The sequence below is a fragment of the Bacillus glycinifermentans genome (assembly GCF_001042475.2).
Lineage (GTDB): Bacteria > Bacillota > Bacilli > Bacillales > Bacillaceae > Bacillus > Bacillus glycinifermentans.
In genome coordinates, this window is the sequence record NZ_LECW02000036.1 from 59,241 (window position 1) to 84,167 (window position 24,927).

Consider the following 24,927-nt stretch of genomic DNA (forward strand, 5'->3'; position numbering starts at 1 on the left):
CAGTGTTTTCTAACAGCATAAATCATGTTCTCCGAAAGAATAATAAAATGAATATTTTTGAATAAGGAGACTTGATGATGCTCGAAGAAAGGAAAGGTAAACTCGGTTTGGCTCTTTCTGGCGGAGGATTTCGCGCCGCATTCTTTCATATCGGCGTTCTTACAAGAATGGCCGACATGGGACTGCTTCGCCATGTAGAAGTAATCTCTACCGTATCGGGAGGATCAATTATTGGTGCGCTATATTACCTTCGCCTCAAGAACATGCTCGAGGAAAAACAGGGCTCTGAAATTAAAGATGAAGACTATCAAGACATGATGGAAACGATTCAAAATGAGTTTCTCCTCGCAGTTCAACGCAACATACGGCTGCGTACTTTTCTCAATCCATTGAAAAATTTAAGAATGTGTTTACCCGATTATTCACGAAGCGATTATATCGGAGAGCTTCTTGAAAAATTTCTGTTTGGCCCGGTTAACAATTGCTTAAACATGAAACAGCTATCCATTAAGTCCGGTGTAAAAAATGCGAAAATCCCGATACTTATGATGAACGCCACCGTTTTAAATAGCGGTCATAAATGGGTATTTACCGTTTCGGGAATGGGGGAAACGAAGAGAGACAAAAGCATGCTGCTCGTAGACGGGAATTTCAAACTGGAAAAAGTAAAGTCTTATGAAGACCTATGCGAAGGATCACGCAGGTGCGAGTGCGACCCTAAACCGAAGCACGGTCCGTGCAGGCATAAGTTTTTTAGGCTGGGTCACGCTGTTGCCGCTTCTGCAAGTGTTCCGGGTGTCTTTGTGCCTCTTGCGATCAGCGGTCTTTATGACAAAGGAGTCCGTGTGCAGCTTGTCGATGGAGGAGTTCATGATAATCAAGGAATCGGCACATTGTTACAAGAAGAACCTGAATGTACTCACTTTATCATCAGCGATGCATCAAAACAATTGGAAAATCAAAAAGAGCCTCCCACGCATTTTCCCGGAGTGATGGGACGAAGCACCAGTATTCTTGCTGATCTTGTCCGCGAAAAACAACTCTCAAGCCATTTGAGCAAACACTACCGGACAACTGCATTGATGCATCTTAAAAGACGGCTGCCAATTGAATCAATCCCTATTCAGAAACAGGATAAACAGGATTGCCGCATTAAAGGACCTTATCAAGCGTACGGTGTCAATGAAGAAGTTCAAACGCTTCTTTCACGTATACGTACAGACCTTGACTCTTTTTCTGATGCAGAAGCCTATTCGCTCATGCTGGACGGCTATAAAATGAGCGGATACGAAATCAATCGCTCAAAGGTTAAAGATTTTGCAGCGAAGCACGCTATTCCAAAAAGAGACTACCGCTTTTTTGAAATTGAAGAATGGCTTACTTCACGGAACATTGACCCTTACTATAAACGGCTGTTAGAGGCTGCAAGCAAAACTTTGTTTAAAGCTTTTCGAATAAACATTTTTTTGAAAATTGCCGGTTTCGCAATTATGGCATTTTTAAGCATCATGTTTTTTATAAAGCTGCCTCCAAATGTTCACGTTCCAAAGGCGCTGCTGACTCTGGCCATCTTTTTCCTTTTTCTTTTAAAGGCAATGTATGCAGACTTACTGAGAGCACCTGCTGTAAGGATCATGTTGAAAATTGCACCTGCTGTATTCATAGCTTTTACAGGGGGTGTTTTAATCGGTCTTTATCTTATTACGATTGATAAGCTCTATTTATATTTGGGAAGCATGAAGAGGTTAAAAAGAAAGGCAGAAAAAAAGGAGCCGCTTTAATCGGCTTCCTTACGTACAGCTCCGCTCAAGCGGCATCGTACAACATCTGAAAGAACCGCCTGACTTGATAATCTCCGACAGATCGACTTCAATAACCGTATAACCGCGCGCCCTTAGCTGTCTGTTGACCGCCTGATTGTGCGGAAGGCTGATCACGGTTTGATTTCCGATGGAAAGCACGTTTGTTCCCAGTCTGAACTGTTCATGCTCAGGTATTTCGATCATATCGTAGCGCTCTTTAAGCACCTTGTATTCGCGCTTTCCTAGCGCTTTTGGATAGACGAGCGCTTCGTGCGGAGAAATAATGTTAAAGACGCAATCAAGATGAAGGAAGGTTTCTTCAAATGGAACGGGAATCACTTCGTGTGTTGGAAGCAGCCGTTTAAGCTCCTGAACGGCTGAAAGCGATGTCCGTTCGCTGATGCCGGCATACACGGTATGCTGATCGATGAGAATGTCGCCTCCCTCTATTTTGTAGCCTTTGTTTAACGAACGGTAAGCGATGTTTTCTTTTGAAAGCCATTCCTGAAGCACGTTTTCCTCACCCTGGCGGATATCGGCTGAAAGTCGGGAGGTAAAAACAGTCTCCCCGATCGTAAATCCGATATCTCTTGTGAAAACCTGCTCGGGAAATTGGCTTAAAGCAGGCAGCAGCACCACTTCGATGCCGCGTTTTTCCAGTTCCTTGACAAATGCTTCATGCTGGCGGACGGCAATCGTTATATCGATATTTTCTTCATGGAAGTGTTTTTGCGTTTCATTGATGACATCCTTAATCGTCATATATTCCGGCCGGCACAGCACAACTTTTTTCAAAATGTCGTATTCGCTGGTACAGTTTGCATTATCATTTTTTTTCGGCACTGCTGAATCCATGTGCTCTCCCCCGTCTCGTGATCATACTTCCATTATTCCCTTCCCGGCGCAGGAAATAAACGCTTTCGAAAGAAAACCTTACAAATCATCCGGATAAAAAACTTTAGACAAATGAATTCTAATAGTGTTTAATAAAGAAAATTCCACATCACAAACACATTTAAGACATCAAAGGAGTAATGGAACATGAATCGACCGGAGAAAAAATACTGCAAGGAATCGAAAGTTGTCAAAACGAGCCGGGTTTTTCCGCTTGATACGAACAACCACAACACGCTGTTCGGAGGGAAGCTGATGAGCTATATTGACGACATCGCCTCGATTTCTGCAGCAAGGCATTCCAGGTGCGGGACGGTGACCGCATCGATGGATTCTGTCGATTTTCTCGAACCGATCGGCCAGGAGGATTCGGTTTGTCTCGAATCTTACGTAACATGGGTGGGAAGAACGTCTATGGAGGTATTTGTCAAAGTGATTAAAGAGCATTTGCTCACAGGGGAACGCAAGCTTGCGGCCACCTCCTTTTTAACGTTTGTGGCGTTAGACAAGGACGGAAATCCCCAGCCCGTTCCGCAAGTCGTACCTGAGACTGAAGAAGAAATCATGCTCCACCAAACGGCCAAACAGCGGGCCGAAGAACGAAAAAGTCACAGGAAGCACAGCAAAGCGCTCGCCGAAGCCCTTGCGGTGGACAAGCCGTGGTAAGCCGGCCAACCCCGTCTCTGATCAAAAAGAGACGGGGTTTTTCTTTGTCATGCGGAAGAGCCGACACTTTTTTTGAATAAGAGATTTATAAAAACGAATTATTCTGAAAAAATAACTAGTCGATCCGGTTATCTTGATTTTCTATGTTTTTAGGAAGATTTTTCTCGGATTTCCCGGGAGAATTGTCATAAAAAGAATAAATATGAAAAACTGAAAAATAGGAGGAAAATCTGTTGTTGTTTGTATTCCTGTAAAATATATTAGTTTTTGTGAAGTTTTTGTGAAAAAATTTAGATGAGGTGTATGAGATGAAAAAAGGTTTTGGTTTAATCGCGCTTGCTATGCTGGCGCTCAGTTCTTCCCTGCCCGTTCAAGCGGCAGACCACGGGCGTGAAGTGCTCGGAGCGAGTGACGGCTGGGGAGCTTACGGCGAAGGTACGACCGGAGGTGCTGAGGCTTCCTCTGATCATGTATATACGGTGGAAAACCGGAAGGAGCTTGTGGATGCGTTAGGCGGAAAAAACAGTGCCAACGGCCTGAACGATACGCCGAAAATCATTTATATCAAGGGAACGATTGATCTGAATGTCGATGATGAAAATAAATCTTTAGGCTATGACGATTATCGGGACCCCGAATACAGCCTTGAGAAGTATTTAAAAGAGTATGATCCTGATAAGTGGGGGAAAAAGGAGCCGTCAGGAGAGCTTGAGGAAGCAAGAGTCCGCTCTGAAAAAAATCAAAAAGAGCGGGTCGTCCTCAATGTCGGATCCAATACGACGATCATCGGATTAGGGGATGACGCGAGAATCGTCGGCGGAGGTTTTCAAATCAAACAAGCGGAAAATGTCATCGTCCGCAATATCGAATTCCAAAATGCATATGATTATTTCCCGGGTTGGGATCCGACGGACGGAAGCGACGGAAATTGGAACTCTGAATTTGATAATCTTTTAATCGATCAATCCGAACATATTTGGGTGGACCATTGCTCTTTCAATGACGGAAACAAACCTGACGACCTGAATGGAACGTATTTCGGACGCGAATTTCAGCATCACGACGGACTGCTTGACATCAAAAAACAATCGGATTTCGTCACCGTGTCCTATAATGTATTCTCAGATCATGATAAAAACACGATTGTCGGATCTAGTGACAGCTATTCTGCCGACGACGGCCATTTGAGAGTGACATTCCATCATAACATGTATGAAAACATCAGGGAGCGCGCACCGCGCATCCGCTACGGAAAAGTGCACATTTACAATAACTATTTTAAAAACACGGATAATAACTACGATTACTTATGGGGCGTAGGATATTCTTCAAAAATTTACGCCGAGGACAACTACTTTGAGCTGCCTGAGGGAACGAAGCCTCAGAAGTTGATGAAAGCCTTTAAAGGGGATGCTTTATACGAAGAAGGTACGCTCTTAAATGACCAAGAAAGCGTCTCGAAAATCGATGTTGTCAGCACTTATAATAAGGCGAAAAGCGCATCGATCAAAGAATCGGTAGGCTGGAAGCCTGAGCTTTACGGGAAAATCGACGCTGCCAGTGACGTGCCTGAAATCGTCGAACAGCAGGCCGGCGCGGGAAAACTGGAGTAAGCTGAAAAAAGCGGACAACATGAATGTCCGCTTTTTTAAAAAGTTTACAATCTGAACGTCCGGGTGCTAAGATTTTCCCATGATAGCGCTTTTTGATAGAGGAGTGAAGGGGATGGGGTTTGTCAAAGATTTGCATACTGACGAAAAGATGGCACCGGCCGTGGGGGTTCTGTTTTCGGCCGTCAGCGAAAACGTCGGGCGGCTGAAATCGATCGTCTCCGGAATCAACCGGGAGCTTCTTGAGTATAAAGGAGAACACGGCGATCAAAACAGCATCGCCCAGCTGATCAGCCATTTAATCAATGTCGACACCCGCTGGGTGTACAGACTGAGGGAGGAGAACCTGCCGCGGGAATTGGAAGAAGCGATCGGTCCGATGACCGATGAAAACGGCCTTCTGCCTGAGGTGAAAGGCGTTCCGCTGTCCGTGTTATTGTCACGGTACGACAAAGTGCTTGAAGCGTTGAAAAACACCGCCGAACAACTGACGGAAGAAGATTTACTGAAGACGGTCCCGTACGAAGGAGGTCTTGCCACGATCCGCTGGGGGATCTGGCATATGTCGGATCATAACCGCTATCATCAGGCGCATATTCAAGCGTTGATTAAAGCGTTTCGCAAGCGCGAAGGTTGATTTTGTTCCAAAAGGCTGGTAGTCTATACGGTACATGAAGAATACAGCGTTAAAGTTTTCTAGGGTTCCGCACGTCTTTTGATGTGGTCTGGTCCGAGAGAAAACACATATGAAGCTTCATATGCACACGGAGGGATAAAAGCCCGGGAGTATCGTTTTCCATCGATAAACCCGGGTTTTTCTTTGCGCTGATAAACGAAATGGAGGGAATGAATATGAAATGGGGGAGCGTCGTACTGGCAGCCTTATTTGAAATTGTTTGGGTGACCGGACTGAAACACGCAGATACGGCCATTGAATGGATCGGCACGGCATTTGGCGTCGCCGCCAGCTTTTATCTATTGGTGAAAGCGGGGGAGAAGCTGCCGGTCGGAACCGTTTATGCCGTATTTACAGGTCTTGGCACAGCGGGCACTGTGCTGTGTGAGATCATCCTGTTTCACGAACCGGCCGACATCGTCAAGCTCGCCTTGATTGGCGTTTTGCTGTGCGGTGTGATCGGGCTGAAACTGGTGACACAAGAAGAGAAAGGGGAAGGGGCGTAATGGAATGGATCTATTTAATTGCCGCCGGATTGCTCGAAATGCTCGGCGTAACAATGATGAACCAATTTCATAAGGATAAGCGCATAAGATGGATTTTTCTGTTGATCATCGGTTTTGCCGCTTCGTTTTTCCTGCTTTCGCTCGCGATGAACGCATTGCCGATGGGCACGGCATACGCAGTTTGGACGGGAATCGGCACCGTAGGCGGAGCGCTCGTCGGCATTCTCTTTTACGATGAACCGAAGGATGCAAGACGCATCTTTTTCATCGCGCTTATTTTGGCATCTGCCGTCGGGTTGAAGCTTGTCAGCTGATCTTTGGCAAAATAGGCCTTCGTAAATTGATTTTTCAATAAACTCCAGTATAATGAAAAGATAGTTTATGATTACGAAAAAGAGGGTTCAACAAAACATGAAATCATATATGAAACAGCAGTTAAAGCAATATCAGGAAATCAATCGTGAAAAAGCGCGCCTGCTCGTAAGCTGTCCGGATCAGCCGGGAATCGTTGCGGCGGTTTCTTCGTTTTTATTTGAAAACGGCGCAAATATTATCGAATCCAGCCAATATACGACAGATCCCGAGGGCGGCCGCTTTTTCTTGAGAATCGAATTTGAAGCGCCGGGAATCCGCGAAAAGATCGGCCACATGAAAGACATGTTCGCTTCTGTGGCTGAGGCTTTTCAAATGACATGGAGCATCGCCCCGGCAAGCGAATTAAAGCGGGTCGTCATCTTTGTTTCAAAAGAGCTGCATTGTCTGAATGAGCTGTTGTGGGAGTGGCAGAGCGGCAATTTGATGGCGGAGATTGCTGCAGTCATCAGCAACCATGAGGATGCTAGGGAAACCGTTGAATCGCTCAACATTCCGTTTCTTTATATGAAAGCGAATAAAGACATCCGCAAAGAAGTCGAAGCGCAGCAGCTCAAATGGCTTGAAGAATACCGCGCGGACGTTATCGTCCTTGCCCGCTACATGCAGATTCTGACGCCGGACTTCGTCTCGGCGCATCCGAACAAAATCATCAATATCCATCATTCTTTCCTGCCCGCTTTTATCGGGGCCAATCCGTATAAACGCGCATACGAAAGAGGCGTCAAATTAATCGGTGCCACATCCCATTATGTGACAAACGAATTGGATGAAGGTCCGATCATTGAGCAGGATATAAAACGAGTCGATCACAGAGACAATGCGGAGGCGCTGAAAAACATCGGCCGCACGATTGAACGAAGCGTTCTCGCAAGAGCGGTCAAATGGCATTTGGAAGACCGGATCATCGTGCACGGCAATAAGACGATCGTCTTCAACTAAAAGTCTTGACAGCTTCCGTTTTCCTCGGCATAATAATAAAAAATCAGCGAGCGTTGAAGAGGACCAGTAAGCAGTTTTTTTCTGTGAAAGAGAGTGAAATGATATGCTGAAACATTTCACCACATGAAACCTGCCGAACCTGCCTCAAGAGCCCTGGAGGGAAAACCCAGGCGCATCCCGGCGTTAAAGGGGAAAGCGGAATGCCGTTTTGCGCATTCAATGAAGGTGGTACCGCGGAAAGCTCTTTTCGTCCTTTTTTACAGGATGAAAAGGGCTTTTTTTATTGGCTTTAAGCCTTGATCATTTCGGAGGGAAAAAACGTGAAAAAACAACGGATTGTCATTAAAATCGGAAGCAGTTCTTTAACGGATGCAAAGGGCGGGATTGACGAAGCAAAGGTCAGCGACCACGTCCGGGCGATCGCCGCTCTGAAAAAAGAAGGCCATGATGTGATTTTTATTTCTTCAGGCGCTGTAGCGGCCGGCTTTTCCCGGCTCGGGTATCCGGCAAGACCCGTCACTTTAAAGGGAAAGCAAGCCGCTGCTGCTGTCGGACAAAGCCTTTTGATGCAGCAATATATCCAGCACTTTGCCGAACACGGTTTGATGCCCGCGCAGATCTTATTGACGAGAAATGATTTTGCCAAGAGAGAGCGGTATCGAAACGCGTATGCGACCATCACGGAGCTGATCGAAAGAGGGCTTGTGCCCATCATTAATGAAAACGATTCGGTGTCTGTCGAAGAGCTGACATTTGGGGATAATGATATGCTGTCAGCGCTTGTGAGCGGATTGGTCCATGCTGACAAACTGATCATTCTGACGGATATCAACGGCCTCTATGACTCGAATCCGGCTGAAAACCCCGGCGCCAAGCGCTTCGATTTTATCGCCGGCATCACTGACGATCTATTAAGCTATGCCGGCTCGATCGGTTCAAAAGTCGGAACGGGCGGCATGAGGTCGAAGCTGTTGGCATCAAAAACAGCCCTTTCTCTCGGAGTCAATGTATTCATCGGCACGGGGACGGGAGAAGACAAATTGATTCAGATTTTAGAAGGGAGAGGGGACGGAACGTACATCGGGCAGTCTGATCTGTCTTCTGTGAACAATCACAGGCAGTGGATTGCGTTTCATTCTCCGGTATCAGGAAAAATCACCGTTGATGAAGGAGCCGAACTGGCCTTGACCGAAAACGGAAGCAGCCTGCTGCCGGCGGGTGTGACGGATGTATGCGGAGAATTTGCCAAAGGCGCGGTCGTCGAGGTCTATGGACCGAACGGCTTGGCGGGAAAAGGTCAGACGCTGTATTCGGCGGAAGAGCTTCTTCAAGTAAAGGGAAAACGAAGCGACGAATTCGAGCACGAAAAAGGGATAGAAGTCATCCATCGAGATGATTGGATTAGCATAAACGAATAGGGGGCTGATTTAGATGAGTGAAGTGATCGAAAAAGCGAAAAAAGCGAAAATCGCAAAAGACGAGCTTGTTCATCAGACGACGGAAAGCAAAAACGAAGCGCTTCGTCTAATTGCTGAAGCGCTTCGGATAAAACAGGACGACATTTTGGAGGCGAACGGAAAAGACATTGCCGCAGGCAAGGAAAAGGGGCTTTCACCTTCGCTGCTGGACCGTCTCGCTTTAAGTCCGAAACGGCTGAACGATATCGCGGATGCCGTCCTTCTTCTTGCAGATCTTGATGATCCCGTAGGGGAAAGCCTTGAAACCATTAAGAAAGAAAACGGGCTTCTTATCGAGAAAGTCCGGGTCCCGCTCGGCGTTGTCGGCATGATCTATGAAGCCCGTCCGAATGTGACGGTTGACGCGGCGACCCTTTGCTTGAAAACGGGAAACGCCTGCATACTCCGCGGCAGTTCGTCAGCGATCAACAGCAACAAGGCGCTTGTCGGCGTCATACAGGAAGCGCTCGGCGCATCGAAGCTTCCAAAGGATGCCGTCCAGCTGATCGAAGATACGAGCAAAGAAACCGCAAAACAGCTGTTTACGTTAAATGGTTACTTGGATGTATTGATTCCAAGGGGCGGAAAAAATCTCATCGACATGGTCGTGCGCGAATCGACGGTTCCAGTGCTTGAGACCGGGGCGGGAAACTGCCATATGTTCATTGACGAATCGGCAGAGAGCGAGATGGCTGAGCAAGTTGTCATCAATGCCAAAACGCAAAGGCCTTCGGTCTGCAATGCGATCGAAACGGTGCTGATCCATGAAAACTGGCCGAAGCGTTACGCAAAAGAACTGCTTCAAAAGCTCGAAAAAGAAGGCGTCCAAATCAAGGGAGACGAGGCGGTTTGCGAGCTGCTTCCTTCGGCGGTTCCGGCCGAAGAGCCCGATTGGGAGACGGAATTTTTAGCGCCGGTCGTCAGCGTCAAAAACGTCCGTGATCTGGATGAAGCGATCCGCCATATTCACAAGTACGGAACGCGGCATTCAGAAGCAATTTTGACCGAAAATGAAGGAAACGCCCGCTTTTTCCTAACGTCAGTAGATGCAGCGGCGGTTTATCACAATGCTTCAACCCGCTTTACCGACGGGTTTGAATTCGGATACGGCGCAGAAATCGGCATCAGTACGCAGAAGCTTCACGCAAGAGGTCCGATGGGTCTTAAAGCGCTGACTTCTTCTAAATATATCATTAAAGGAAACGGACAAATTCGTATATAACAGACTCACATTCTGCCTGAAACTTAGGCAGAATGTTTTTTTATTGCATCTCCAATTTATATGTTGTAAAATTCAATTGTGCACAATATAAAATAAAGGAGAAGTATCATGACAAAACCATTATTTACATCCCGAGCCACTGCTAAAGGAGGAAGAGACGGAAAAGTCACCTCTTCTGACGGAGTGCTCGCGTTGGAGCTTGCCATGCCGGGAACACCTAAAGCAAAGGAGAGGGGAGACGCCACCAATCCTGAACAGCTGTTTGCCGCAGGATATGCGGCTTGCTTTGACAGCGCATTGCAGCTTACCGCCGGAAAAGCGCGGATGCAGATTGAGACTGAAGTGACCGCCGATGTCAGCCTGCTCAAGGATGAAGCGGACGGGGGATATAAGCTTGGCGTCAAACTGCAAGTGAAAGGAACAAATATTGAACCGGCAGAGCTTGAAAGCCTTGTTCATCAAGCACACAAAGTCTGTCCGTATTCAAAAGCGATTTCTGAACATGTCGACGTCATACTTGAAATTCTGGAATAAAAAGGGGCGCCTTCCAATTGAAGGCGCCTTTACTTTCTGTTTTTTTTCGTCATTGAAGCAAGAAGCGAACCGAGCACGTGTGTTAACCGCTCGAGCTCTTCAGCGGGCAGGTTCGTCTGCGCCAGCATAGTTTGCGGGATGCAGCTTGCTCTTTCTTTCATCTCTGCACCGGAGGAAGTCAGCTTGACGATCACAGACCGTTCATCTTCAGGCGACCGTTCTCTCGTGATCAACCCGCGCTGCTCCATTCTTTTCAGCATCGGTGTCAGAGTCCCTGAGTCCAAGTAAAGAAGCTCCCCCATCTTTTTCACACTCAAGATTTCATGCTCCCACAATAAAAGAAGCGCCAAGTATTGCGGATAGGTAATGTTCAGTTCATCGAGAAGCGGCTTGTACAGCTTCGTCATCTCGCGCGAACTGGCATAAAGCAGAAAACACAGCTGCCTGTCAAGCTTCATATGTTCAAATTCGTTTGTCATCGATTCACCAACTTTTATTTTGTTCCATTTTTATTGTATAAGATTTTTCGTCTTTTTCCTATTCTTTCACAAGTATCATGTTTAAAAAGCGCGTTTTGTGAAATATAAGAAGTAAGGACAAAAACTTTAGGGGAGGAAGTTGAGATGACTGCATTATTCACAGCAAAAGCAACGGCAAAAGGCGGAAGATCCGGACACGTCACTTCAGATGACGGAATCCTGGATTACGATCTTGTCATGCCGAATGAAAAAAAGGAAGGCGAGACAGGGACAAATCCTGAACAGCTGTTTGCCGCAGGGTATGCAGCATGCTTCGGCGGCGCATTGGAACTCGTCGCCAAAAAGCAGGGCATTGATCTTGAATCTGAGGTAGAAGGCCGCGTGAGTTTAATAAAGGATGAAAGTGACGGCGGATTTAAGATAGGCGTTCAGCTCGTTGTCTCCGCAAGCGGATTGGAAAAAGAAAAGGCGGAGGAGCTTGTGAAGGCCGCGCACGAATTTTGCCCTTACTCGAAGGCGACGAGGGGAAACATCGATGTTGATCTGCAGGTAAAATAGCCTTTTAAGCGAGAAAGCAAACAGGAGGTTGTTTGCTTTCTTTTTTAGAATCCATCACTCGAAAGGAGCACCACATGAAGTATATGAAATGGACGATAATGATGACCGTTCTTCTTGTGTTCGCCATGTTTGCAGGCTGTACCGGCGGCGCGCAGGAAAACGACCGACAGCAGCCGGCTGATCAAGCCGCCCGGAAAAAAAGCGATTTAAGAAAATACTCTCATGATAAAGACAAGCAAACAGAAGACGACTTTGATCTTATCGGGAAGTATGTACAAGCTGAGGACGACCAGATGACGATCAAGATTAAGGATCGGGATGTTATTATCCCAAAAAGCAAACGCTTTAAGAACAATGAAGATTATGTAGACCTTATGGGAAAGCTTGTAAAAGTGGAGGTTGACGGAAAAAGCCAGGAAGCAGAAGAGATTGAGCTGATGCCGCAGTCGAAAGCCGATGAAAACGGCGTATATGAACAGGAAAAGGACGGAAGCCGAAAAATCGTCGCAACGCTTGTTGATGAAACCGATAAACGGATCACAGTAAAGACAAAAGCCGGAAACAAAACGTATCAGAAAACGGCTGATTTTGAGCGGGATATAGCCGAAAGTCCGGATAAGCTGAAGGGGAAAACGGTAAGGCTCAGCATTCAGAAGGACGGTAAAGCGGAAAGCCTGGACTTTGAAGCGGAAGATCAGCACCTTGACTGGTATAAACAATAGGGAGCCTTCAAGGCTCCCTAATATTCTATTTTATCGCCCGTATGCTTCCATGTGAGGAAAGGTTCGAGCTTATCCCGAAGCTCGATATGATAAAAAGGAATCGTTCGTTCGCTCTGTTTTTTTCTGAATTCCTCATAAATAAACGAGTCGTCAAAACCGGCTGATGCGGCATCGGAATCCTTTGCCGCAAAGTACACTTCCTTTGGCCTCGCCCAGTAAATCGCCCCCAGGCACATCGGACAAGGCTCACAGCTTGTATAAATAATGCAGTCGTTCAGCTGAAAATCGCCAAGTTCTTCACAGGCAAGCCGAATGGCCGTTACTTCGGCATGTGCGGTCGGATCATTGCTCGTCGTTACATTGTTTTTCCCTTCGGCAATGATCCGGCCGTCTTTGACAATCACGCAGCCGAATGGGCCGCCTGTCCCGTCCTTTACGCTTTCGACCGCAAGTTCGATCGCACGCTGCAAAAATGCTTCATGATTCATCTTTTGTATCCTCCTTGGTTGTCCTCATGATGATTATAGCTGATCGACAAAGAAAAATGAATTTCGTTCAGAATATTCTTTATTTTTGATTTCATATTTGGCATCACATAAAATAGACGTACATAGAAATGGACGGGAGAGGATTTTTTGCTTACTTTGTATATTGCCAGACACGGACAGACCGAATGGAATATTGAAAAGAGAATGCAAGGCTGGGAGGATTCAAAATTAACGACTTTAGGTTTGGCAAACGCCGAAGCGCTCGGCGAAAAGCTGAGGGACATCCCATTTCAGGCTGCATATGTCAGCACAAGCGGCCGTGCCGTAGACTCCGCTATGGCGATCCTCAAAAATCGTTCGATACCTATCATCAAAGACGATATATTTAAAGAAATTTCTCTGGGTTCTTGGGAAGGCAAGACGTTTGACGACATCAAACGAAACGATCCTGAGATGCTTGACGCTTACTTTCAGGCGCCTGAACGGTATATTCCGAATGAAGGGGGGGAAAGCTTTCGCCAATTTGAAGAGCGGGTCAGACGGGCGCTCGGACAAATCGCCCGAAAGCACCGGGAAGGAAACATTCTGCTTGTTACCCATTCCGTCTTCATCCTTATGCTGCTGAATATTTTCAAAAAACGGCCGATTGATGACTTATGGAATTCGAGTTATGTCCATGATACGGCGCTGGCTGTTGCCGCAATCAAGGAAAACGGAGACGCAGTCATTTTAAAGGAAGGGGATGGAGAGCACCGGATGAAACAGGCCGGTGCCGCATGGTAACGATTAAAAAAGAAGCCTTTAAGGCTTCTTTTTTATCAGATCACCAATCGCGTTCGCTTTCTCGCTCGGGACCGCCAAGTTTCGCGGCGGAGTCGGGATGGCGAACCGTTTTGATATCGGATATGCCAGCTTTCGTTTTGACGTTTGCGAATGTGAAAACCGTGCGGGAAAGGGGGGATCCGGCAATTTGTCCGTATGCGATAAGGCACAGATTCCCCGTAACTTTCCGGCTTAGCAGGCGTCGCACAGACCAAAGCTGTTTTTTTCCTTGTTCATCAAACTGAAAATATGGAGTGCTGCGGTCTTTGAAGAACAGGCCGGACAGGCCGTTTTCTTTCAATTGCTTCATCAAAACAAGCGGCTCTGATAAAAGCGACGCTGTCAGTCTGAAGCTTCCGGACGGGCGCACTGATGCCAATAAGCTTATAATGGGCGGATAGCCGGTTAAGTGTCCGCCGCTTTGAAATAGCCGCGCCGCAAGCATTTGATCCGTTTTGATCATCCGGGCTTCAGTGTGTGAAAGCAAATGCTCCAGGTCATCGAGCGTATGCAGGTATCCTTTGATTTCATGTTCCATGTCGGTTTGCGCCTGATCGATGGCGCTTGTTTTTGCCGCTGTCACGCTTGACAGCAGAACCTGCAGATGGCGGTTCAAACAGTGCATCAGGTCGCTGATCTGTTGATGGGAATGACGAAATTGGCGGGCTAGGGCGTGTAAATCATGTACATTCAGGCGAATGGTCATTTAAAGCTCCCCGGCTTCCAGCTGAAGCCTTTCAATCTCCTCGGCGACACGCTGTTTCACGGTTCTCAGTCTGTCATACACGCGAAATTCCACGCGGTCGAGATCATCCAAAAGGGCGTCATACATTTCCCGCGCCTGGCCCCGCCATCCGTTCATATGCATTTGATGAGCCTTTAAAATGCACGAACTTTCATGTCTCAGCTCCGTTATAACAGAATTCAAATCTTTTACATAAAGTTTGAGAGAGTGAATGTCTTCATCATACGCTTTTCTGTTTAATTCTCTTTCTAAGGATTTTCCATCGTCTATCACTACATATTTTCCTTCCCTTCCATCATCTACTATCAATATGTTAAAAGAAAAGAATCTGGAAAGAAATCGTACGAATGAATCAAAAGTCATAATAAAAATTTGCCAATTAGACCATTATCGTTAGTTCTTTTGGGCTATAACAAAAAAGAACCATCCGTACGGACGGTTCTTTTTGATATCAAACGGTTTGAGCGAGTTGGTCTCTCGCTTGTTTTGCAGCTTCAACCATATTTTTCAACGCGGCGATCGTTTCTTCAGGCTGTCTCGTTTTTAAGCCGCAGTCCGGATTGACCCAAAAGCGGTCGGCAGGACAAACGTTCAGGGCATCCTGAATGATCGAGAGCATTTCTTCTGTCGGAGGGACGCGCGGGCTGTGAATGTCGTACACCCCAAGGCCGAGCCCCTTTAAATACGGATGCTTTGCAAGATAATCGAGGAATCCGCCGTGGCTTCTGCTGTGTTCGATCGTGATGACGTCTGCGTCAAGGTCCTCAATCGTGTCAACGATGTCCTCAAAGTTGCTGTAGCACATGTGCGTATGGATTTGCGTCGTATCCTTGACAGATGATGTGGACAATCTGAAAGCTTCAGCCGCCCATGAGAGGTACTCATCCCAGTCGCGTTCTTTCAGCGGAAGTCCTTCTCTTAAGGCCGGTTCGTCAACCTGTATGATTTGAATTCCGGCTTTTTCAAGCGCTTCGACCTCTTTTCTGAGGGCGTGCGCGATTTGAAATGCGATTTCTTTTCTCGGAAGATCGTAGCGGGCGAACGACCAGTTTAAAATCGTGACAGGCCCTGTCAGCATTCCTTTTACATGTTTAGAGGTCAGGGATTGGGCGTACACCGTTTCTTTGACCGTCATCGGCTCTTTGAATTCGACATCCCCGTAGATCACCGGCGGACGGACGCAGCGGGAGCCGTACGACTGCACCCAGGCATACTTGGTAAATGCGAACCCGCCCAGTTTTTCGCCGAAATATTCGACCATGTCCGTCCGTTCGAATTCTCCGTGAACGAGAACGTCAAGTCCGATCTCTTCCTGAATATCAATCCATTTTTTCGTCTCGGTTTTAATAAATGACTCGTACTGCTCATCTGACCATTCTTTTTTCCGCCATTTTTGCCGTGCGCTGCGCACTTCGGCGGTTTGCGGGAAGCTTCCGATCGTTGTCGTCGGCAAAATCGGCAGGCCGAGCGATTCGTTTTGAATGCGGAGCCGCTCTTCAAAAGGTGTCACCCGCTTAAAGTCTTCTTCAGTCAGCCTGTTTCTTTCTTCTGCGAACGCCGTGTTCGCGGCGGTTCCAAATTGTTTAAGGGCCTCCAGATGCCCGTTTGCTGCATCGATTTGCTCCTTGACGGCCGCTTTCCCGGATACCAATCCTTCCTTCAGCAGGCTGAGTTCTGAAAGCTTTTCTTTTGCAAAAGACAGGCCGTTCAGCAAATCGCCGGCCAGCTGTTCATCAGGGTGCTTGGCGACAGGAACGTGAAGCAGGCTGTTTGAAGGCTGAATCCACACCTCTCTCACACCGAGTTCGCCGATCAGCTCCGTAATCCAGTCGAGCCGTTCTCCAAGGTTGGCTTTCCAAATGTTTCGCCCGTCGAGAATTCCGGCGGCAAGCACTTTATCTTTAGGGAAGCCGTGCGCTTTTACCTGTTCGAGGTTTTTTCCTTTGTCATGGACGAAGTCCAGGCCGATTCCTTCAACCGGAAAGGAGATCAGCTCCTCGTAAGCATCAACTGAATCAAAATACGTTTGCAGGAGGATATTCAGCCCGGATACTTCGGCTGTAATCGCCTGGTAGATATCTTTCGCGGCGGCGACTTCGCCAGGGGAAGCCGTGACAAGCGCAGGTTCGTCAATTTGCACCCATTTTACGCCTTCTTCTTCAAGTTCCTTCAGAAGCTGGATGTAAAGAGGGATCAAGCTTTCGTATATGCCTTTGATGTCCTGTTTTTCGTAGCCCTTGGCCAGCGCTACAAACGTGTAAAGGCCGAGGATCACGGGTTTCGTTTCGATGCCCAATGCCTCTTTCGCCCGGCGGTAATCTTCAAGCGGCTTATTTTTTGTGAGGCGGTATTGTGCGTTCTTTTCATATTCAGGAACGATATAGTGGTAGTTTGTGTTAAACCATTTTGTCATTTCGCAAGATACGGCTTCTTTCGTGCCTCTCGCCATTGCAAAATAAGTGTCCAAAGGATCGTTAATATGTTTGAACCTCTCCGGGATCCAGTTGAACATCACCGCCGCGTCCAGAACGTGGTCATAGAACGTAAAGTCGGAAACCGGTACGATGTCGATTTGCTGGTCAACCTGCGTTTTAAGAGCTGCAACGAATTGTTTGTCCATTTCGTTCAGGAATGTCTCACGTTCCTTGTTTCCTTTCCAATAGGCCTCAAGCGATTTTTTCCATTCCCTGTTCAAGCCGATTCTTGGAAATCCCAAGCTGCTTGTTTTCACATTTGTCATGCTAGGTCTCCTCCTTTTAATGTTCAATAAAAAAAGACACTCACTCTCCGGATAGGTTGAAGGTGAATGCCTGATTCAGCATTTTTGTGAACGAGAAATAAACGTAGCCTTTTGTTACGTCAACTCGAACACCTCCTATCGACCGTAGGTATATGGTGTGTCAGAACAGGCAGGTCTCCTGGCTCATGAATCAGCGGTTATTTCACCCTTCCCATATCGAAACAGTGGGTTTTCTCTGAAATAACCTTCTCAATTACAGTGGCGGGACCGCGTTGGATTTTCACCAATCTTCCCTTTTAAAATCTAACGTCACGCTAGATTACCGTGCTCCCGGTATGAAATTGTTTAGTAGATTATATACCGTGACGATCTTTTAGTCAAAATAATTTTTGAATTCTTACAATTAAAAAGATTCTGCGTCATAAAAAGGCTGCCGACAATGTCGGCAGCCCCCGGTTTCTTTTACAAGGAAAGAAGTTTTTTCTCGCCGGCCCTTTCAGCCAATATTTCAGGTGCGGATAAATATAAAAAGCCGTTTCCGATCAGCGCTTTTGAGTAATCGAGAGGAAGGGTTCTGCGGATTAATTGGGCGTATAGTTCAGGCTCCGTCAGCTCCCGCTTGAATGCGTCTTCTTCGAAGGATTTGATCAAGGCGAGCGCGCCGCTTACGTGCGGAGTAGCCATAGACGTTCCGGTCAGCTTGCCGTATTGCCCATCCGGCAACGTCGACAAAATTTCTTCGCCGGGCGCAACCAGATCAATCTCTTTGTTGGCGTTTGAAAATTCCGACGATTCTCTCGCCAAAGACACAGATCCGACAGCGATCACTTCGTTGTATGCAGCAGGGTATGAATATTCCTCTGTTCGGTCGTTTCCATCGCCCTCGTTTCCGGCGGCGCAGACGACAAGAACTCCGCTTTTGACGGCGTTTTCGATCGCTTCTTTTAATTCCGGTTCATCAGACGGACCGCCGAGCGACATTGAAATGATATCCGCTTTTTGCTCGACCGCGTAGTTGATCCCGTTGATGATCCATTCGTACTGGCCACTTCCGTCTTCACCGCCGAGAACCTTTACGATTAAAAGGTTTGCCTCTGGCGCAACTCCGGAAATACCGCCGTTTTTATCATTGGCGGCAATCGTGCCCGCCACATGTGTGCCATGTCCATTATAGTCGCTGATTTGATCTTCTTGTCCATCGTCATCGTCGGTGAAGTTTTTGCCTCCGATGATTCTGTCCGCTAAATCGGGATGATTGACGTCACAGCCCGTATCAAGCACCGCGACGGTGACATCTTTTCCTTTAAAACCTTGTGACCACAGCTCCGGCGCCTTAATCGCATCGATTCCTTCCGGCAGTTCATTAACGTCCATAAACTTTTCGTCCGTCACATAAGGAATTAATCGCATTTGCATTTAAAAGCCCTCCCTGTTTTGTGCTACTTAAGATGGGTTACAAGGTTGCATGATACTATTGTAAAACATATATTTTGTTAAAAAAAGGTTCATTTGTATGAATTTTATGAAAAATCAAAAAATATAGATAAAAGAGAAAAGAAGTCGAATAATTGGGGAGTTTGCTGATTCCATGAACGAAAAGACCTATCTCGTCTCATATTAAGGCGGGCAAAAGGACATCCTATAATGAAAAAAGGGGGTGTTTTATATGAAGGAAAAAGCAGACCGCGAGCGGAATGTGCTGTCGATCAACGAAGCCGAATTTGTGCCGCATCCAAAGTTTGACGGGGAATATACGCTTTTGCTGCACGAAAACTATCATTTTCTTTCACAGGAAGATATTCCGGACGGCAGTGGAAAATAGCGGGCTTGGACGGCACACCTAACGATATTTTTGGCGAAAAAGGGAACTAACACATATAGATAAGAGATAAAGCCGTTTTAGTTATTGACAGGCACTCTTTTTTTCTGTAATCTCATTGTGTCCGGTAAATACAGCTCTTCGTTAGGTGAGGCTCCTGTATGGAGATACGCTGCTGCCCAAAAATGTCCAAAGACGCCAATGGGTCAACAAGAATCATCGACATAAGGTGATTTTTAACGCAGCTGGCATGTTTGCCTATGCCATACAGTGCTAAAGCTCTACGATTGAAGGCGTTAGGGTTTTATTATGTATGGCTTTTAACACCTTCATGCTCATGAAATAGGTGTTTTTTTATTTTTTGAGGAAAGTAAAGAGCGTATTTTCCAATACAAAACCAACAGGAGGTGTGAGTATGGATTCTCCCCATTCGAGGCGGTCTAAACATACGAGAAACATCATCAATCACAAATCACTGATTCAATTTGAGGAGATCCTGATACCGCCGCACCTTCCGCTATGGCGATTACGGATCTCCTAAGAAGGAGGTACAGATTGCCATGGTACAGAACATGACATATGATGAACTGATTTTACGAATTATCATTTTGCTGAGAGACGGGAAACGCAAAGAGTTTCAAAACGTGTTAGAAGAACTCCAGCCTTACGATATGGCGATTTTATTTAAAGAAATGCCTGAAAAGCACCGCGGACGGTATCTGTCTTTTTTAACGGTTGAAGACATTACCGATCTGATGGGCGAGCTCGAAAAAGAAGAACAGCTCATAGTGTTGAACAAAGTCGGTAAAGAAAAAGCGGCCCATGTCATGAACAAAATGGACAATGACGACCTCGCCGCGCTCCTGGAGGAAATGGAGCCGAAGCTTAAAGAACAGCTTCTGTTAAGCATGGAAGAAGAGGAGTCTGAAGCGGTCAAGGTGCTGATGAACTATCCGCCTGAAACAGCGGGAAGAATCATGACGAACCGCTTTGTATGGATTCCGCAGCACTATACGGTGCAAGAAGCCGTCGTAAAGCTGAAAAGCTTTGCGGAGATCGCAGAATCGATCAACTATTTATACGTCATTAATGAAGCAAAGCAGCTCGTCGGTGTATTATCGTACCGCGACCTGATTTTGGCCGAACCGGGTGAAAAGGTTCAGGATTTGATGTTTACGAGGGTCATCTCTGCCGAAGCCCTTCAAGATCAGGAAGAGGTTGCAAGGCTGATTGAACGCTACGACTTCCTTGCGATACCGGTTGTGGAAAAGGATCAGAAGCTCGTCGGGATCGTGACGGTCGACGACATTATCGACATCGTCATCCAGGAAGCGAATGAAGACTACGAAAAATTCGCCGCTTCGGGTAAAGCGATCACGTTTGATACGAAATCGTACGTCGCGGCATACCGCCGCTTGCCGTGGCTGATTCTGCTCTTGTTCATCGGTTTGATCTCCGGAAGCATTATGAGCTATTTTGAAGATACGCTTCAGCGGGTGGTCGCATTGGCATTTTTCATGCCGATGATCGCCGGGATGACCGGAAATACGGGCACTCAGTCATTGGCTGTTGTCATCAGAGGCCTTTCTAAAGAAGAACTCAACAAGAAAACGATTTTCCGCTTAATTTTTCGCGAGCTGAGAACCGGGATCATCATCGGTTTAGTGTGCGCCGTTTTCATTACGGGAATCGCGATTGTCTGGCAAGGCAATTTGCTGCTCGGATTTGTCGTAGGAACATCGCTGTTTGCAACGCTTATCATCGGAACGATGGCGGGAACGGTCGTGCCGATCATTCTGCACAAATGCAAAGTCGACCCTGCGATCGCATCAGGTCCGCTGATCACAACGCTGAATGACATTTTGTCACTTTTGATTTACTTTGGCATTGCCACTGCTTTTATTCATGCTTTATAACCTGTAAGCCCTCCTTTAAAGGAGGGTTTTTTGCTTGCCAGGCGTTAAGAACATTTTATATATTTAGGCTTAGAGAAGGGGGATTGGGGCATGCAAAAAATCGTCGCGGTTATGTTGTTCATGGCTTTTGCCATCATCTCCGGCTGCCAGGGTCAGAATGAAGATGAGGGGAAAGACCGGCGGCTTGCCGCCGCTGAAGACATGCTTGAGGCCATCATAGAAGACGATCTGCCGAAAATGAAACAGCTTTATGTCGAAGGTGCGGTTCCTTCGCCTGAAGAAGTTCTTAAAGCAAAAAGGAATTGGGGAATTTCCGGGCTTGATAAGGATGACTTTCAAATGTCTGAAGCAAGCATCCATGTGTTTCACGCTTCATATAAGGCGACAAACGGAGAGCCCGGAAAAATCGCGTTTCGCATCCGCAATGATCCAGACAAGGGCGTCATGATAGACTACGTCGGGCATATAGCCGGCGAGCAGTAAGGACGAATCGTGTGACGAACTAACGGTTTCTGTATTTAAAATGGGCGTTAAGCTGCCCCTCGAGCATTTTTTTCCTCAGCTGCTGGTCGGTTTTTAAGCTCTGCTCTTTTTTGCGCATATCCTTGAGGATCTCCGCCGTCTGGACGCCGTCCTCGCGTTTGTTCGCAATATCCATCAGCCGTTCCACATCTGTAAAAGAATATTTTCTCGTACCCCTTGATGAGCGGTGCGGATAGATCAGTTTCCGTTCTTCGTAATAGCGGATCTGCCGCACAGATAAGCCCGTCAGCTCGCTAACGATGCCGATGGAAATCACTTTTTTATCCTTATAAGAAAGATCTTCGACTGCCATTTTCTCACCCCTAAGATGACTTTTTTTGTATTATATAAGAAAATGCGATAAAAAAACTGCCATTTGTCAGAAAATCTAACACAGATTAAGGAATTTTTTAAAAACCACGGAAGAAAAGTTTACAGAAAGGATGCAGCCCGAAGATCACTCCTATATGCTTTAGCTATAGTGCTGATTAGGAGGAATATATTCATGAAGGAACACAAAGCCGTCTCACTCGCTAAAGAAATCGTCGCATTGGACATCAAAAGGGATGAGCTGCTCGAGACTTTAATGAAGCTCGCCGGAAACGATGCATTTCCGCTTCTCAGGGCGGTGCAGAACAGTCTTTACAGGAAATCCTCTTAAACCCCTAAAGGAGGTGGGGGGCAATTTTAACACGATCTTCATATTGCCTTAACAAACAATGGGTATTCTTGACTTAAAGGATACACCAAAATGAAAGGAGAAGTCATGAGTAAATTATTGAAACTTGCATTGGAAAAAGAACGGAACCACTATTCGGAAAAATTGATGTCAATTGGTGTATATAATCGGGATCATGTACAGAGAATGACGATTTCGGAGCTCCGAAACGAATATTTTTATTTTTTTCGCAAAAATAAAGCCCCCTTTCAAAATAAGACGTTTTGAAAAATGCGGGCTTCTTTTTAATATGTTAAAAAAAATAAGAAGGAGTTTTCTTTCGTATAACGAAAATATAATACATATTGAATAGAGGAAAGTACCGCTCTTTTTCCGGCTATATTTGTAAGGGTTTTCATTTTCCTGTATTCATTTAAGAAAATTGTATAAGAGGTAGATGATATGAGACTTTCGTTTAATGAGGAAGAAGTTCACCGCGCTATGTCATTGTACAAGGTTTTTGCCAGGGCTTTTAAAAGCATTTCGGAGCATAGTATACGGGACAGCAAAGAACATGGCTTTAACCCTACGGAATTTGCTGTATTGGAGCTTTTGTATACAAGGGGTGCCCAAAAGCTGCAGCAAATCGGTTCCAGGCTGCTCCTTGTAAGCGGGAACGTAACGTATGTGATCGACAAACTGGAGAAAAACGGTTTCATCAAACGAGAGCAGGATCCGAAGGATAAACGATCCGTTTACGCCAGCTTGACGGAAAAGGGCAAAACTTATCTTGACGAGATTTATCCGATCCACTCCTTGAGAATCGCGCGGGCGTTTTCGGGTCTGACAAAAGAAGAGCAGGAACAGCTGATGGCTTTGCTCAAAAAAGCCGGAATTCACAGCCAGCACCTTTTGTTTCGCTGACCGTCAGCTTTCCGCCCGCCCGGTTTCTTTCAAGTGATCGAGAATCGCTTTGATCTGTTTATCCTGGGGCTGTCTGAAAAAATGTTCGAAAGGGCATCCTATTTCTTTTGTCCGTTTTACGACAGCCTCCATTGTAAAATCGGCGGGAGTCAGCTTTTCGCCGACTTCCTCCCAATAAAGCGGAGCTGCGACCGTGCCGAGCTCATTTCCCCTTGCGGAATACGGGCAGATGATCGTTTTGCCCGGCGCGTGCTGTACATAGTCGATATAAAGCTTTCCGCCCCTGTTTTTTATCAGCCGTTCTGTTGTAAACAGATCGGGAAAAAGCGATACGCAGTATGATGCGGCAAAGCTTGTGAATATGCGGGTGTCTTCATACGTAAACGCGTTTTTTGAAATCGGTATATAAATTTGTATCCCTTTGTTGCCGGACAGCTTCGGAAAAGAAACGAGGCCGAGCTGTTCAAATAAACGGCGAAGCTCTTCCGCGGCGCGTACAGCCAGCGGAAATTCCGATTTCGACGGCGGATCAAGGTCGAATACGATTTCGGTCGGATTTTCGGAATCGACCGTTTGAAAAGGGATGTGAAATTCGAGCGCAAGCTGATTGGCAAGCCAATACAAAACAGAATAATCTCGGCAAACGATGTGTTCGTGCTCATCATCTTTGACGGATGTCACAAACTCCGGGGCGTAATCAGGCTTATTTTTTTGAAAAAAAGATTCTCCTCCCGCCCCGTGCGGATAGCGGATCACAGTAAGTGCGCGGTTTTCCAAAAAAGGGAGCAAAACATCGCCGATTTCGGTTATATAGCCGACATAATCGGCTTTCGTTTTGTTGCTTTCCGGAAAAATCACCTTGTCAAGGCTTGTCAGCTGCAATGACGGGTGCACATTTTTTGAATGAATCAGAAGCCGTGTATACGTACATTCCTCCCACGTCATATCAAATTCAAAAGAGACAAACGATACCTCGCGAAGGGTACCGAAATGAATCGTTAAATAATGCACAGTCAAACAAATGGAAGGATCGATGACGTATTCTCCCGGTTTTGTTTCGGTTCCGTGTTCGGTTACGATGGCGAGGACGGCATTCCTTTCCTGTTCTCCGAGCCCGTGGGATACAGAACCCATTTCCCTGATGTGTCCGCAGTCGGAAACAGCGATCGACATATAACCGTTTGCCTTGTTATACCCCGTCATAAAAACGGAGGCTCTTTTATAGTTTTTAAGTTTAAGCCACTCGGCCGTCTTTTTATTTTCGAGCCACCGGCTGTCTTTTTTCTTCGCAACAATTCCTTCACCGTCAAACCTTTTGACCGAGCTCCAAAGCGAATCAAAATCCGGCGTCTCCGGGATCAATTGAATCCGTTCATTTGAACGGGGATCGGGGGCCATCGGAAGTCCAAGGTTTTTAAGGAGGTCGGATAGCTTCTGCTTTCGCTCTGTATAGGGAAGGGATGTCATCGCTTTTCCTTTGCACGCGAGCAGATCAAAGGCGAGAAAATGGCACGGTTTTTTTTCGGCCGCTTTTTCGATCAGTTCCTGATTTTTCATCATGCCCCTTTTTTGCACGTACTCAAAGTTAGAACGAAAGGGGTTTGCTAAAGAGACGATTTCGCCGTCGAGTGTAAAAGGAAGGTGATCGTGAAGAGAGGTCAGCTTTCTTTTGGCAAATATCGCAATTTCCGGGAAAAGACCGTTCAGAGGCTGGCCGTTTCTGCTGATCAGGAAGACATCTGTCTTTGAAACCGTCAACAGCGCCCGGTAGCCGTCGTACTTTGTTTCATACCGCCACATTTCACCCGAAGGAGGCACGGACGTGAGAACGGGCTGCATTGTAATGGCCATCT

General features: G+C 46.5%; 28 protein-coding genes, 3 riboswitches and 1 other annotated feature. Of the genes, 19 read left to right on the plus strand and 9 right to left on the minus strand.

Annotated elements, in window-relative coordinates; genetic code table 11:
- Nucleotides 1-77: 77 nt before the first annotated feature.
- Nucleotides 78-1,781, plus strand: coding sequence for a patatin-like phospholipase family protein (locus AB447_RS18690; protein WP_057957695.1), 1,704 nt, complete (start codon nucleotides 78-80; stop codon nucleotides 1,779-1,781).
- A gap of 9 nt (nucleotides 1,782-1,790) precedes the next feature.
- On the opposite strand, the gene AB447_RS18695 is transcribed toward AB447_RS18690, so the two are convergent.
- A complete protein-coding gene (locus AB447_RS18695) occupies nucleotides 1,791-2,657 on the minus strand; it encodes a dimethylarginine dimethylaminohydrolase family protein (protein WP_048354410.1) in 867 nt (288 codons plus the stop codon).
- A gap of 186 nt (nucleotides 2,658-2,843) precedes the next feature.
- Here AB447_RS18695 and AB447_RS18700 point away from each other — a divergent pair, with 186 nt between their 5' ends.
- From AB447_RS18700 to AB447_RS18740, 9 genes are all read left to right on the plus strand, one after another.
- Nucleotides 2,844-3,362 (plus strand): acyl-CoA thioesterase, encoded by a 519-nt coding sequence (locus AB447_RS18700; RefSeq protein WP_048354409.1) that lies wholly within the window; start codon nucleotides 2,844-2,846, stop codon nucleotides 3,360-3,362.
- A 308-nt stretch (nucleotides 3,363-3,670) separates the two neighbouring features.
- Entirely contained in the window at nucleotides 3,671-4,975 is a 1,305-nt protein-coding gene (locus AB447_RS18705; RefSeq protein ID WP_048354408.1) for a pectate lyase family protein, read from the plus strand.
- Nucleotides 4,976-5,087: 112 nt separating this feature from the next.
- Nucleotides 5,088-5,609 (plus strand): DinB family protein, encoded by a 522-nt coding sequence (locus AB447_RS18710; RefSeq protein ID WP_048354407.1) that lies wholly within the window; start codon nucleotides 5,088-5,090, stop codon nucleotides 5,607-5,609.
- 48 nt (nucleotides 5,610-5,657) lie between these two features.
- Nucleotides 5,658-5,761, plus strand: a riboswitch (guanidine-I (ykkC/yxkD leader).
- A 63-nt stretch (nucleotides 5,762-5,824) separates the two neighbouring features.
- Entirely contained in the window at nucleotides 5,825-6,154 is a 330-nt protein-coding gene (locus tag AB447_RS18715) for a DMT family transporter (protein WP_048354406.1), read from the plus strand.
- Nucleotides 6,154-6,468, plus strand: coding sequence for a DMT family transporter (locus AB447_RS18720; RefSeq protein WP_048354405.1), 315 nt, complete (start codon nucleotides 6,154-6,156; stop codon nucleotides 6,466-6,468). The genes AB447_RS18715 and AB447_RS18720 overlap by 1 nt, the downstream gene beginning before the upstream one ends.
- A 97-nt stretch (nucleotides 6,469-6,565) precedes the next feature.
- Nucleotides 6,566-7,468 (plus strand): formyltetrahydrofolate deformylase, encoded by a 903-nt coding sequence (purU, locus tag AB447_RS18725; RefSeq protein WP_048354404.1) that lies wholly within the window; start codon nucleotides 6,566-6,568, stop codon nucleotides 7,466-7,468.
- Between the two features lie 44 nt (nucleotides 7,469-7,512).
- Nucleotides 7,513-7,726, plus strand: a binding site (T-box leader).
- A 62-nt stretch (nucleotides 7,727-7,788) separates the two neighbouring features.
- Nucleotides 7,789-8,886 (plus strand): glutamate 5-kinase, encoded by a 1,098-nt coding sequence (gene proB, locus AB447_RS18730; RefSeq protein WP_048354402.1) that lies wholly within the window; start codon nucleotides 7,789-7,791, stop codon nucleotides 8,884-8,886.
- A gap of 13 nt (nucleotides 8,887-8,899) precedes the next feature.
- Nucleotides 8,900-10,147: a glutamate-5-semialdehyde dehydrogenase gene (locus AB447_RS18735; RefSeq protein ID WP_057957696.1), complete on the plus strand. Its 1,248-nt coding sequence runs from the start codon at nucleotides 8,900-8,902 to the stop codon at nucleotides 10,145-10,147.
- 108 nt (nucleotides 10,148-10,255) lie between these two features.
- Entirely contained in the window at nucleotides 10,256-10,681 is a 426-nt protein-coding gene (locus AB447_RS18740) for an organic hydroperoxide resistance protein (protein ID WP_048354401.1), read from the plus strand.
- 29 nt (nucleotides 10,682-10,710) lie between these two features.
- Here the strand turns inward: AB447_RS18740 and AB447_RS18745 are convergent, their stop codons facing one another.
- Nucleotides 10,711-11,160, minus strand: a complete 450-nt coding sequence (locus tag AB447_RS18745) for a MarR family winged helix-turn-helix transcriptional regulator (RefSeq protein WP_048354400.1) — start codon at nucleotides 11,158-11,160, stop codon at nucleotides 10,711-10,713.
- A gap of 144 nt (nucleotides 11,161-11,304) precedes the next feature.
- Here AB447_RS18745 and ohrB point away from each other — a divergent pair, with 144 nt between their 5' ends.
- Together ohrB and AB447_RS18755 are read left to right on the plus strand one after the other, a co-directional pair.
- Nucleotides 11,305-11,718, plus strand: a complete 414-nt coding sequence (ohrB, locus tag AB447_RS18750; protein WP_048354399.1) for an organic hydroperoxide resistance protein OhrB — start codon at nucleotides 11,305-11,307, stop codon at nucleotides 11,716-11,718.
- A gap of 74 nt (nucleotides 11,719-11,792) precedes the next feature.
- A complete protein-coding gene (locus AB447_RS18755; RefSeq protein ID WP_048354398.1) occupies nucleotides 11,793-12,440 on the plus strand; it encodes a hypothetical protein in 648 nt (215 codons plus the stop codon).
- A 17-nt stretch (nucleotides 12,441-12,457) separates the two neighbouring features.
- Here AB447_RS18755 and AB447_RS18760 read toward each other — a convergent pair whose 3' ends face one another.
- The gene (locus AB447_RS18760) at nucleotides 12,458-12,928 is read right to left on the minus strand and encodes a nucleoside deaminase (RefSeq protein ID WP_048354397.1); all 471 of its coding nucleotides are present in this window, start codon (nucleotides 12,926-12,928) and stop codon (nucleotides 12,458-12,460) included.
- A 147-nt stretch (nucleotides 12,929-13,075) separates the two neighbouring features.
- On the opposite strand from AB447_RS18760, the gene AB447_RS18765 reads away from it, so the two are divergent.
- The gene (locus AB447_RS18765) at nucleotides 13,076-13,711 is read left to right on the plus strand and encodes a histidine phosphatase family protein (protein ID WP_057957697.1); all 636 of its coding nucleotides are present in this window, start codon (nucleotides 13,076-13,078) and stop codon (nucleotides 13,709-13,711) included.
- A gap of 40 nt (nucleotides 13,712-13,751) precedes the next feature.
- Here the strand turns inward: AB447_RS18765 and AB447_RS18770 are convergent, their stop codons facing one another.
- From AB447_RS18770 to AB447_RS18785, 4 genes are all read right to left on the minus strand, one after another.
- Nucleotides 13,752-14,456 (minus strand): WXG100 family type VII secretion target, encoded by a 705-nt coding sequence (locus tag AB447_RS18770; RefSeq protein ID WP_193787112.1) that lies wholly within the window; start codon nucleotides 14,454-14,456, stop codon nucleotides 13,752-13,754.
- Nucleotides 14,457-14,768: a DUF5082 domain-containing protein gene (locus AB447_RS18775; protein WP_048354396.1), complete on the minus strand. Its 312-nt coding sequence runs from the start codon at nucleotides 14,766-14,768 to the stop codon at nucleotides 14,457-14,459.
- Between the two features lie 178 nt (nucleotides 14,769-14,946).
- A complete protein-coding gene (metE, locus tag AB447_RS18780; RefSeq protein WP_048354395.1) occupies nucleotides 14,947-17,235 on the minus strand; it encodes a 5-methyltetrahydropteroyltriglutamate--homocysteine S-methyltransferase in 2,289 nt (762 codons plus the stop codon).
- A gap of 151 nt (nucleotides 17,236-17,386) precedes the next feature.
- Nucleotides 17,387-17,578: riboswitch (cobalamin riboswitch) on the minus strand.
- Nucleotides 17,579-17,697: 119 nt separating this feature from the next.
- Nucleotides 17,698-18,651, minus strand: coding sequence for a S8 family peptidase (locus tag AB447_RS18785; protein WP_048354394.1), 954 nt, complete (start codon nucleotides 18,649-18,651; stop codon nucleotides 17,698-17,700).
- Nucleotides 18,652-18,901: 250 nt separating this feature from the next.
- On the opposite strand from AB447_RS18785, the gene AB447_RS25935 reads away from it, so the two are divergent.
- The 3 genes from AB447_RS25935 (at nucleotide 18,902) to AB447_RS18795 (ending at nucleotide 21,453) form a co-directional block, all read left to right on the plus strand.
- Nucleotides 18,902-19,057, plus strand: coding sequence for a transcriptional regulator SplA domain-containing protein (locus AB447_RS25935; protein ID WP_156183631.1), 156 nt, complete (start codon nucleotides 18,902-18,904; stop codon nucleotides 19,055-19,057).
- A gap of 130 nt (nucleotides 19,058-19,187) precedes the next feature.
- Nucleotides 19,188-19,353: riboswitch (M-box (ykoK) riboswitch) on the plus strand.
- 261 nt (nucleotides 19,354-19,614) lie between these two features.
- Complete coding sequence (gene mgtE / locus AB447_RS18790) at nucleotides 19,615-20,970, plus strand: magnesium transporter (protein ID WP_048354393.1); 1,356 nt, start codon at nucleotides 19,615-19,617, stop codon at nucleotides 20,968-20,970.
- Nucleotides 20,971-21,060: 90 nt separating this feature from the next.
- Entirely contained in the window at nucleotides 21,061-21,453 is a 393-nt protein-coding gene (locus AB447_RS18795; RefSeq protein WP_048354392.1) for a hypothetical protein, read from the plus strand.
- A 19-nt stretch (nucleotides 21,454-21,472) separates the two neighbouring features.
- On the opposite strand, the gene AB447_RS18800 is transcribed toward AB447_RS18795, so the two are convergent.
- Nucleotides 21,473-21,805 carry a MerR family transcriptional regulator gene (locus tag AB447_RS18800; RefSeq protein ID WP_048354391.1) on the minus strand — a complete coding sequence of 111 codons (333 nt, stop codon included), beginning with the start codon at nucleotides 21,803-21,805 and terminating at the stop codon, nucleotides 21,473-21,475.
- Nucleotides 21,806-21,997: 192 nt separating this feature from the next.
- Here AB447_RS18800 and AB447_RS26360 point away from each other — a divergent pair, with 192 nt between their 5' ends.
- From AB447_RS26360 to AB447_RS18810, 3 genes are all read left to right on the plus strand, one after another.
- Complete coding sequence (locus AB447_RS26360) at nucleotides 21,998-22,153, plus strand: hypothetical protein (protein ID WP_096892108.1); 156 nt, start codon at nucleotides 21,998-22,000, stop codon at nucleotides 22,151-22,153.
- Nucleotides 22,154-22,258: 105 nt separating this feature from the next.
- Nucleotides 22,259-22,438 (plus strand): hypothetical protein, encoded by a 180-nt coding sequence (locus AB447_RS18805; protein ID WP_048354426.1) that lies wholly within the window; start codon nucleotides 22,259-22,261, stop codon nucleotides 22,436-22,438.
- A 174-nt stretch (nucleotides 22,439-22,612) separates the two neighbouring features.
- The gene (locus tag AB447_RS18810; protein WP_048354390.1) at nucleotides 22,613-23,074 is read left to right on the plus strand and encodes a MarR family winged helix-turn-helix transcriptional regulator; all 462 of its coding nucleotides are present in this window, start codon (nucleotides 22,613-22,615) and stop codon (nucleotides 23,072-23,074) included.
- Between the two features lie 3 nt (nucleotides 23,075-23,077).
- Here the strand turns inward: AB447_RS18810 and AB447_RS18815 are convergent, their stop codons facing one another.
- Nucleotides 23,078-24,925 (minus strand): DNA ligase D, encoded by a 1,848-nt coding sequence (locus tag AB447_RS18815; RefSeq protein WP_048354389.1) that lies wholly within the window; start codon nucleotides 24,923-24,925, stop codon nucleotides 23,078-23,080.
- Nucleotides 24,926-24,927: the final 2 nt, after the last annotated feature.

Bases quoted from the DNA above. Each gene is read 5' to 3' on its own strand.
- AB447_RS18690 (WP_057957695.1), top strand. From the start codon at position 78: ATGCTCGAAGAAAGGAAAGGTAAACTCGGTTTGGCTCTTTCTGGCGGA.
- AB447_RS18695 (WP_048354410.1), bottom strand. From the start codon at position 2,657: ATGGATTCAGCAGTGCCGAAAAAAAATGATAATGCAAACTGTACCAGC.
- AB447_RS18700 (WP_048354409.1), top strand. From the start codon at position 2,844: ATGAATCGACCGGAGAAAAAATACTGCAAGGAATCGAAAGTTGTCAAA.
- AB447_RS18770 (WP_193787112.1), bottom strand. From the start codon at position 14,456: ATGACCATTCGCCTGAATGTACATGATTTACACGCCCTAGCCCGCCAA.
- AB447_RS26360 (WP_096892108.1), top strand. From the start codon at position 21,998: ATGAAGGAACACAAAGCCGTCTCACTCGCTAAAGAAATCGTCGCATTG.
- AB447_RS18810 (WP_048354390.1), top strand. From the start codon at position 22,613: ATGAGACTTTCGTTTAATGAGGAAGAAGTTCACCGCGCTATGTCATTG.
- mgtE (WP_048354393.1), top strand. From the start codon at position 19,615: ATGGTACAGAACATGACATATGATGAACTGATTTTACGAATTATCATT.
- AB447_RS18715 (WP_048354406.1), top strand. From the start codon at position 5,825: ATGAAATGGGGGAGCGTCGTACTGGCAGCCTTATTTGAAATTGTTTGG.
- AB447_RS18805 (WP_048354426.1), top strand. From the start codon at position 22,259: ATGAGTAAATTATTGAAACTTGCATTGGAAAAAGAACGGAACCACTAT.
- AB447_RS18735 (WP_057957696.1), top strand. From the start codon at position 8,900: ATGAGTGAAGTGATCGAAAAAGCGAAAAAAGCGAAAATCGCAAAAGAC.
- AB447_RS18745 (WP_048354400.1), bottom strand. From the start codon at position 11,160: ATGACAAACGAATTTGAACATATGAAGCTTGACAGGCAGCTGTGTTTT.
- AB447_RS18795 (WP_048354392.1), top strand. From the start codon at position 21,061: ATGCAAAAAATCGTCGCGGTTATGTTGTTCATGGCTTTTGCCATCATC.
- AB447_RS18705 (WP_048354408.1), top strand. From the start codon at position 3,671: ATGAAAAAAGGTTTTGGTTTAATCGCGCTTGCTATGCTGGCGCTCAGT.
- ohrB (WP_048354399.1), top strand. From the start codon at position 11,305: ATGACTGCATTATTCACAGCAAAAGCAACGGCAAAAGGCGGAAGATCC.
- AB447_RS18785 (WP_048354394.1), bottom strand. From the start codon at position 18,651: ATGCAAATGCGATTAATTCCTTATGTGACGGACGAAAAGTTTATGGAC.
- AB447_RS18720 (WP_048354405.1), top strand. From the start codon at position 6,154: ATGGAATGGATCTATTTAATTGCCGCCGGATTGCTCGAAATGCTCGGC.
- AB447_RS18740 (WP_048354401.1), top strand. From the start codon at position 10,256: ATGACAAAACCATTATTTACATCCCGAGCCACTGCTAAAGGAGGAAGA.
- AB447_RS18800 (WP_048354391.1), bottom strand. From the start codon at position 21,805: ATGGCAGTCGAAGATCTTTCTTATAAGGATAAAAAAGTGATTTCCATC.
- AB447_RS18710 (WP_048354407.1), top strand. From the start codon at position 5,088: ATGGGGTTTGTCAAAGATTTGCATACTGACGAAAAGATGGCACCGGCC.
- AB447_RS25935 (WP_156183631.1), top strand. From the start codon at position 18,902: ATGAAGGAAAAAGCAGACCGCGAGCGGAATGTGCTGTCGATCAACGAA.
- AB447_RS18815 (WP_048354389.1), bottom strand. From the start codon at position 24,925: ATGGCCATTACAATGCAGCCCGTTCTCACGTCCGTGCCTCCTTCGGGT.
- purU (WP_048354404.1), top strand. From the start codon at position 6,566: ATGAAATCATATATGAAACAGCAGTTAAAGCAATATCAGGAAATCAAT.
- AB447_RS18760 (WP_048354397.1), bottom strand. From the start codon at position 12,928: ATGAATCATGAAGCATTTTTGCAGCGTGCGATCGAACTTGCGGTCGAA.
- AB447_RS18755 (WP_048354398.1), top strand. From the start codon at position 11,793: ATGAAGTATATGAAATGGACGATAATGATGACCGTTCTTCTTGTGTTC.
- metE (WP_048354395.1), bottom strand. From the start codon at position 17,235: ATGACAAATGTGAAAACAAGCAGCTTGGGATTTCCAAGAATCGGCTTG.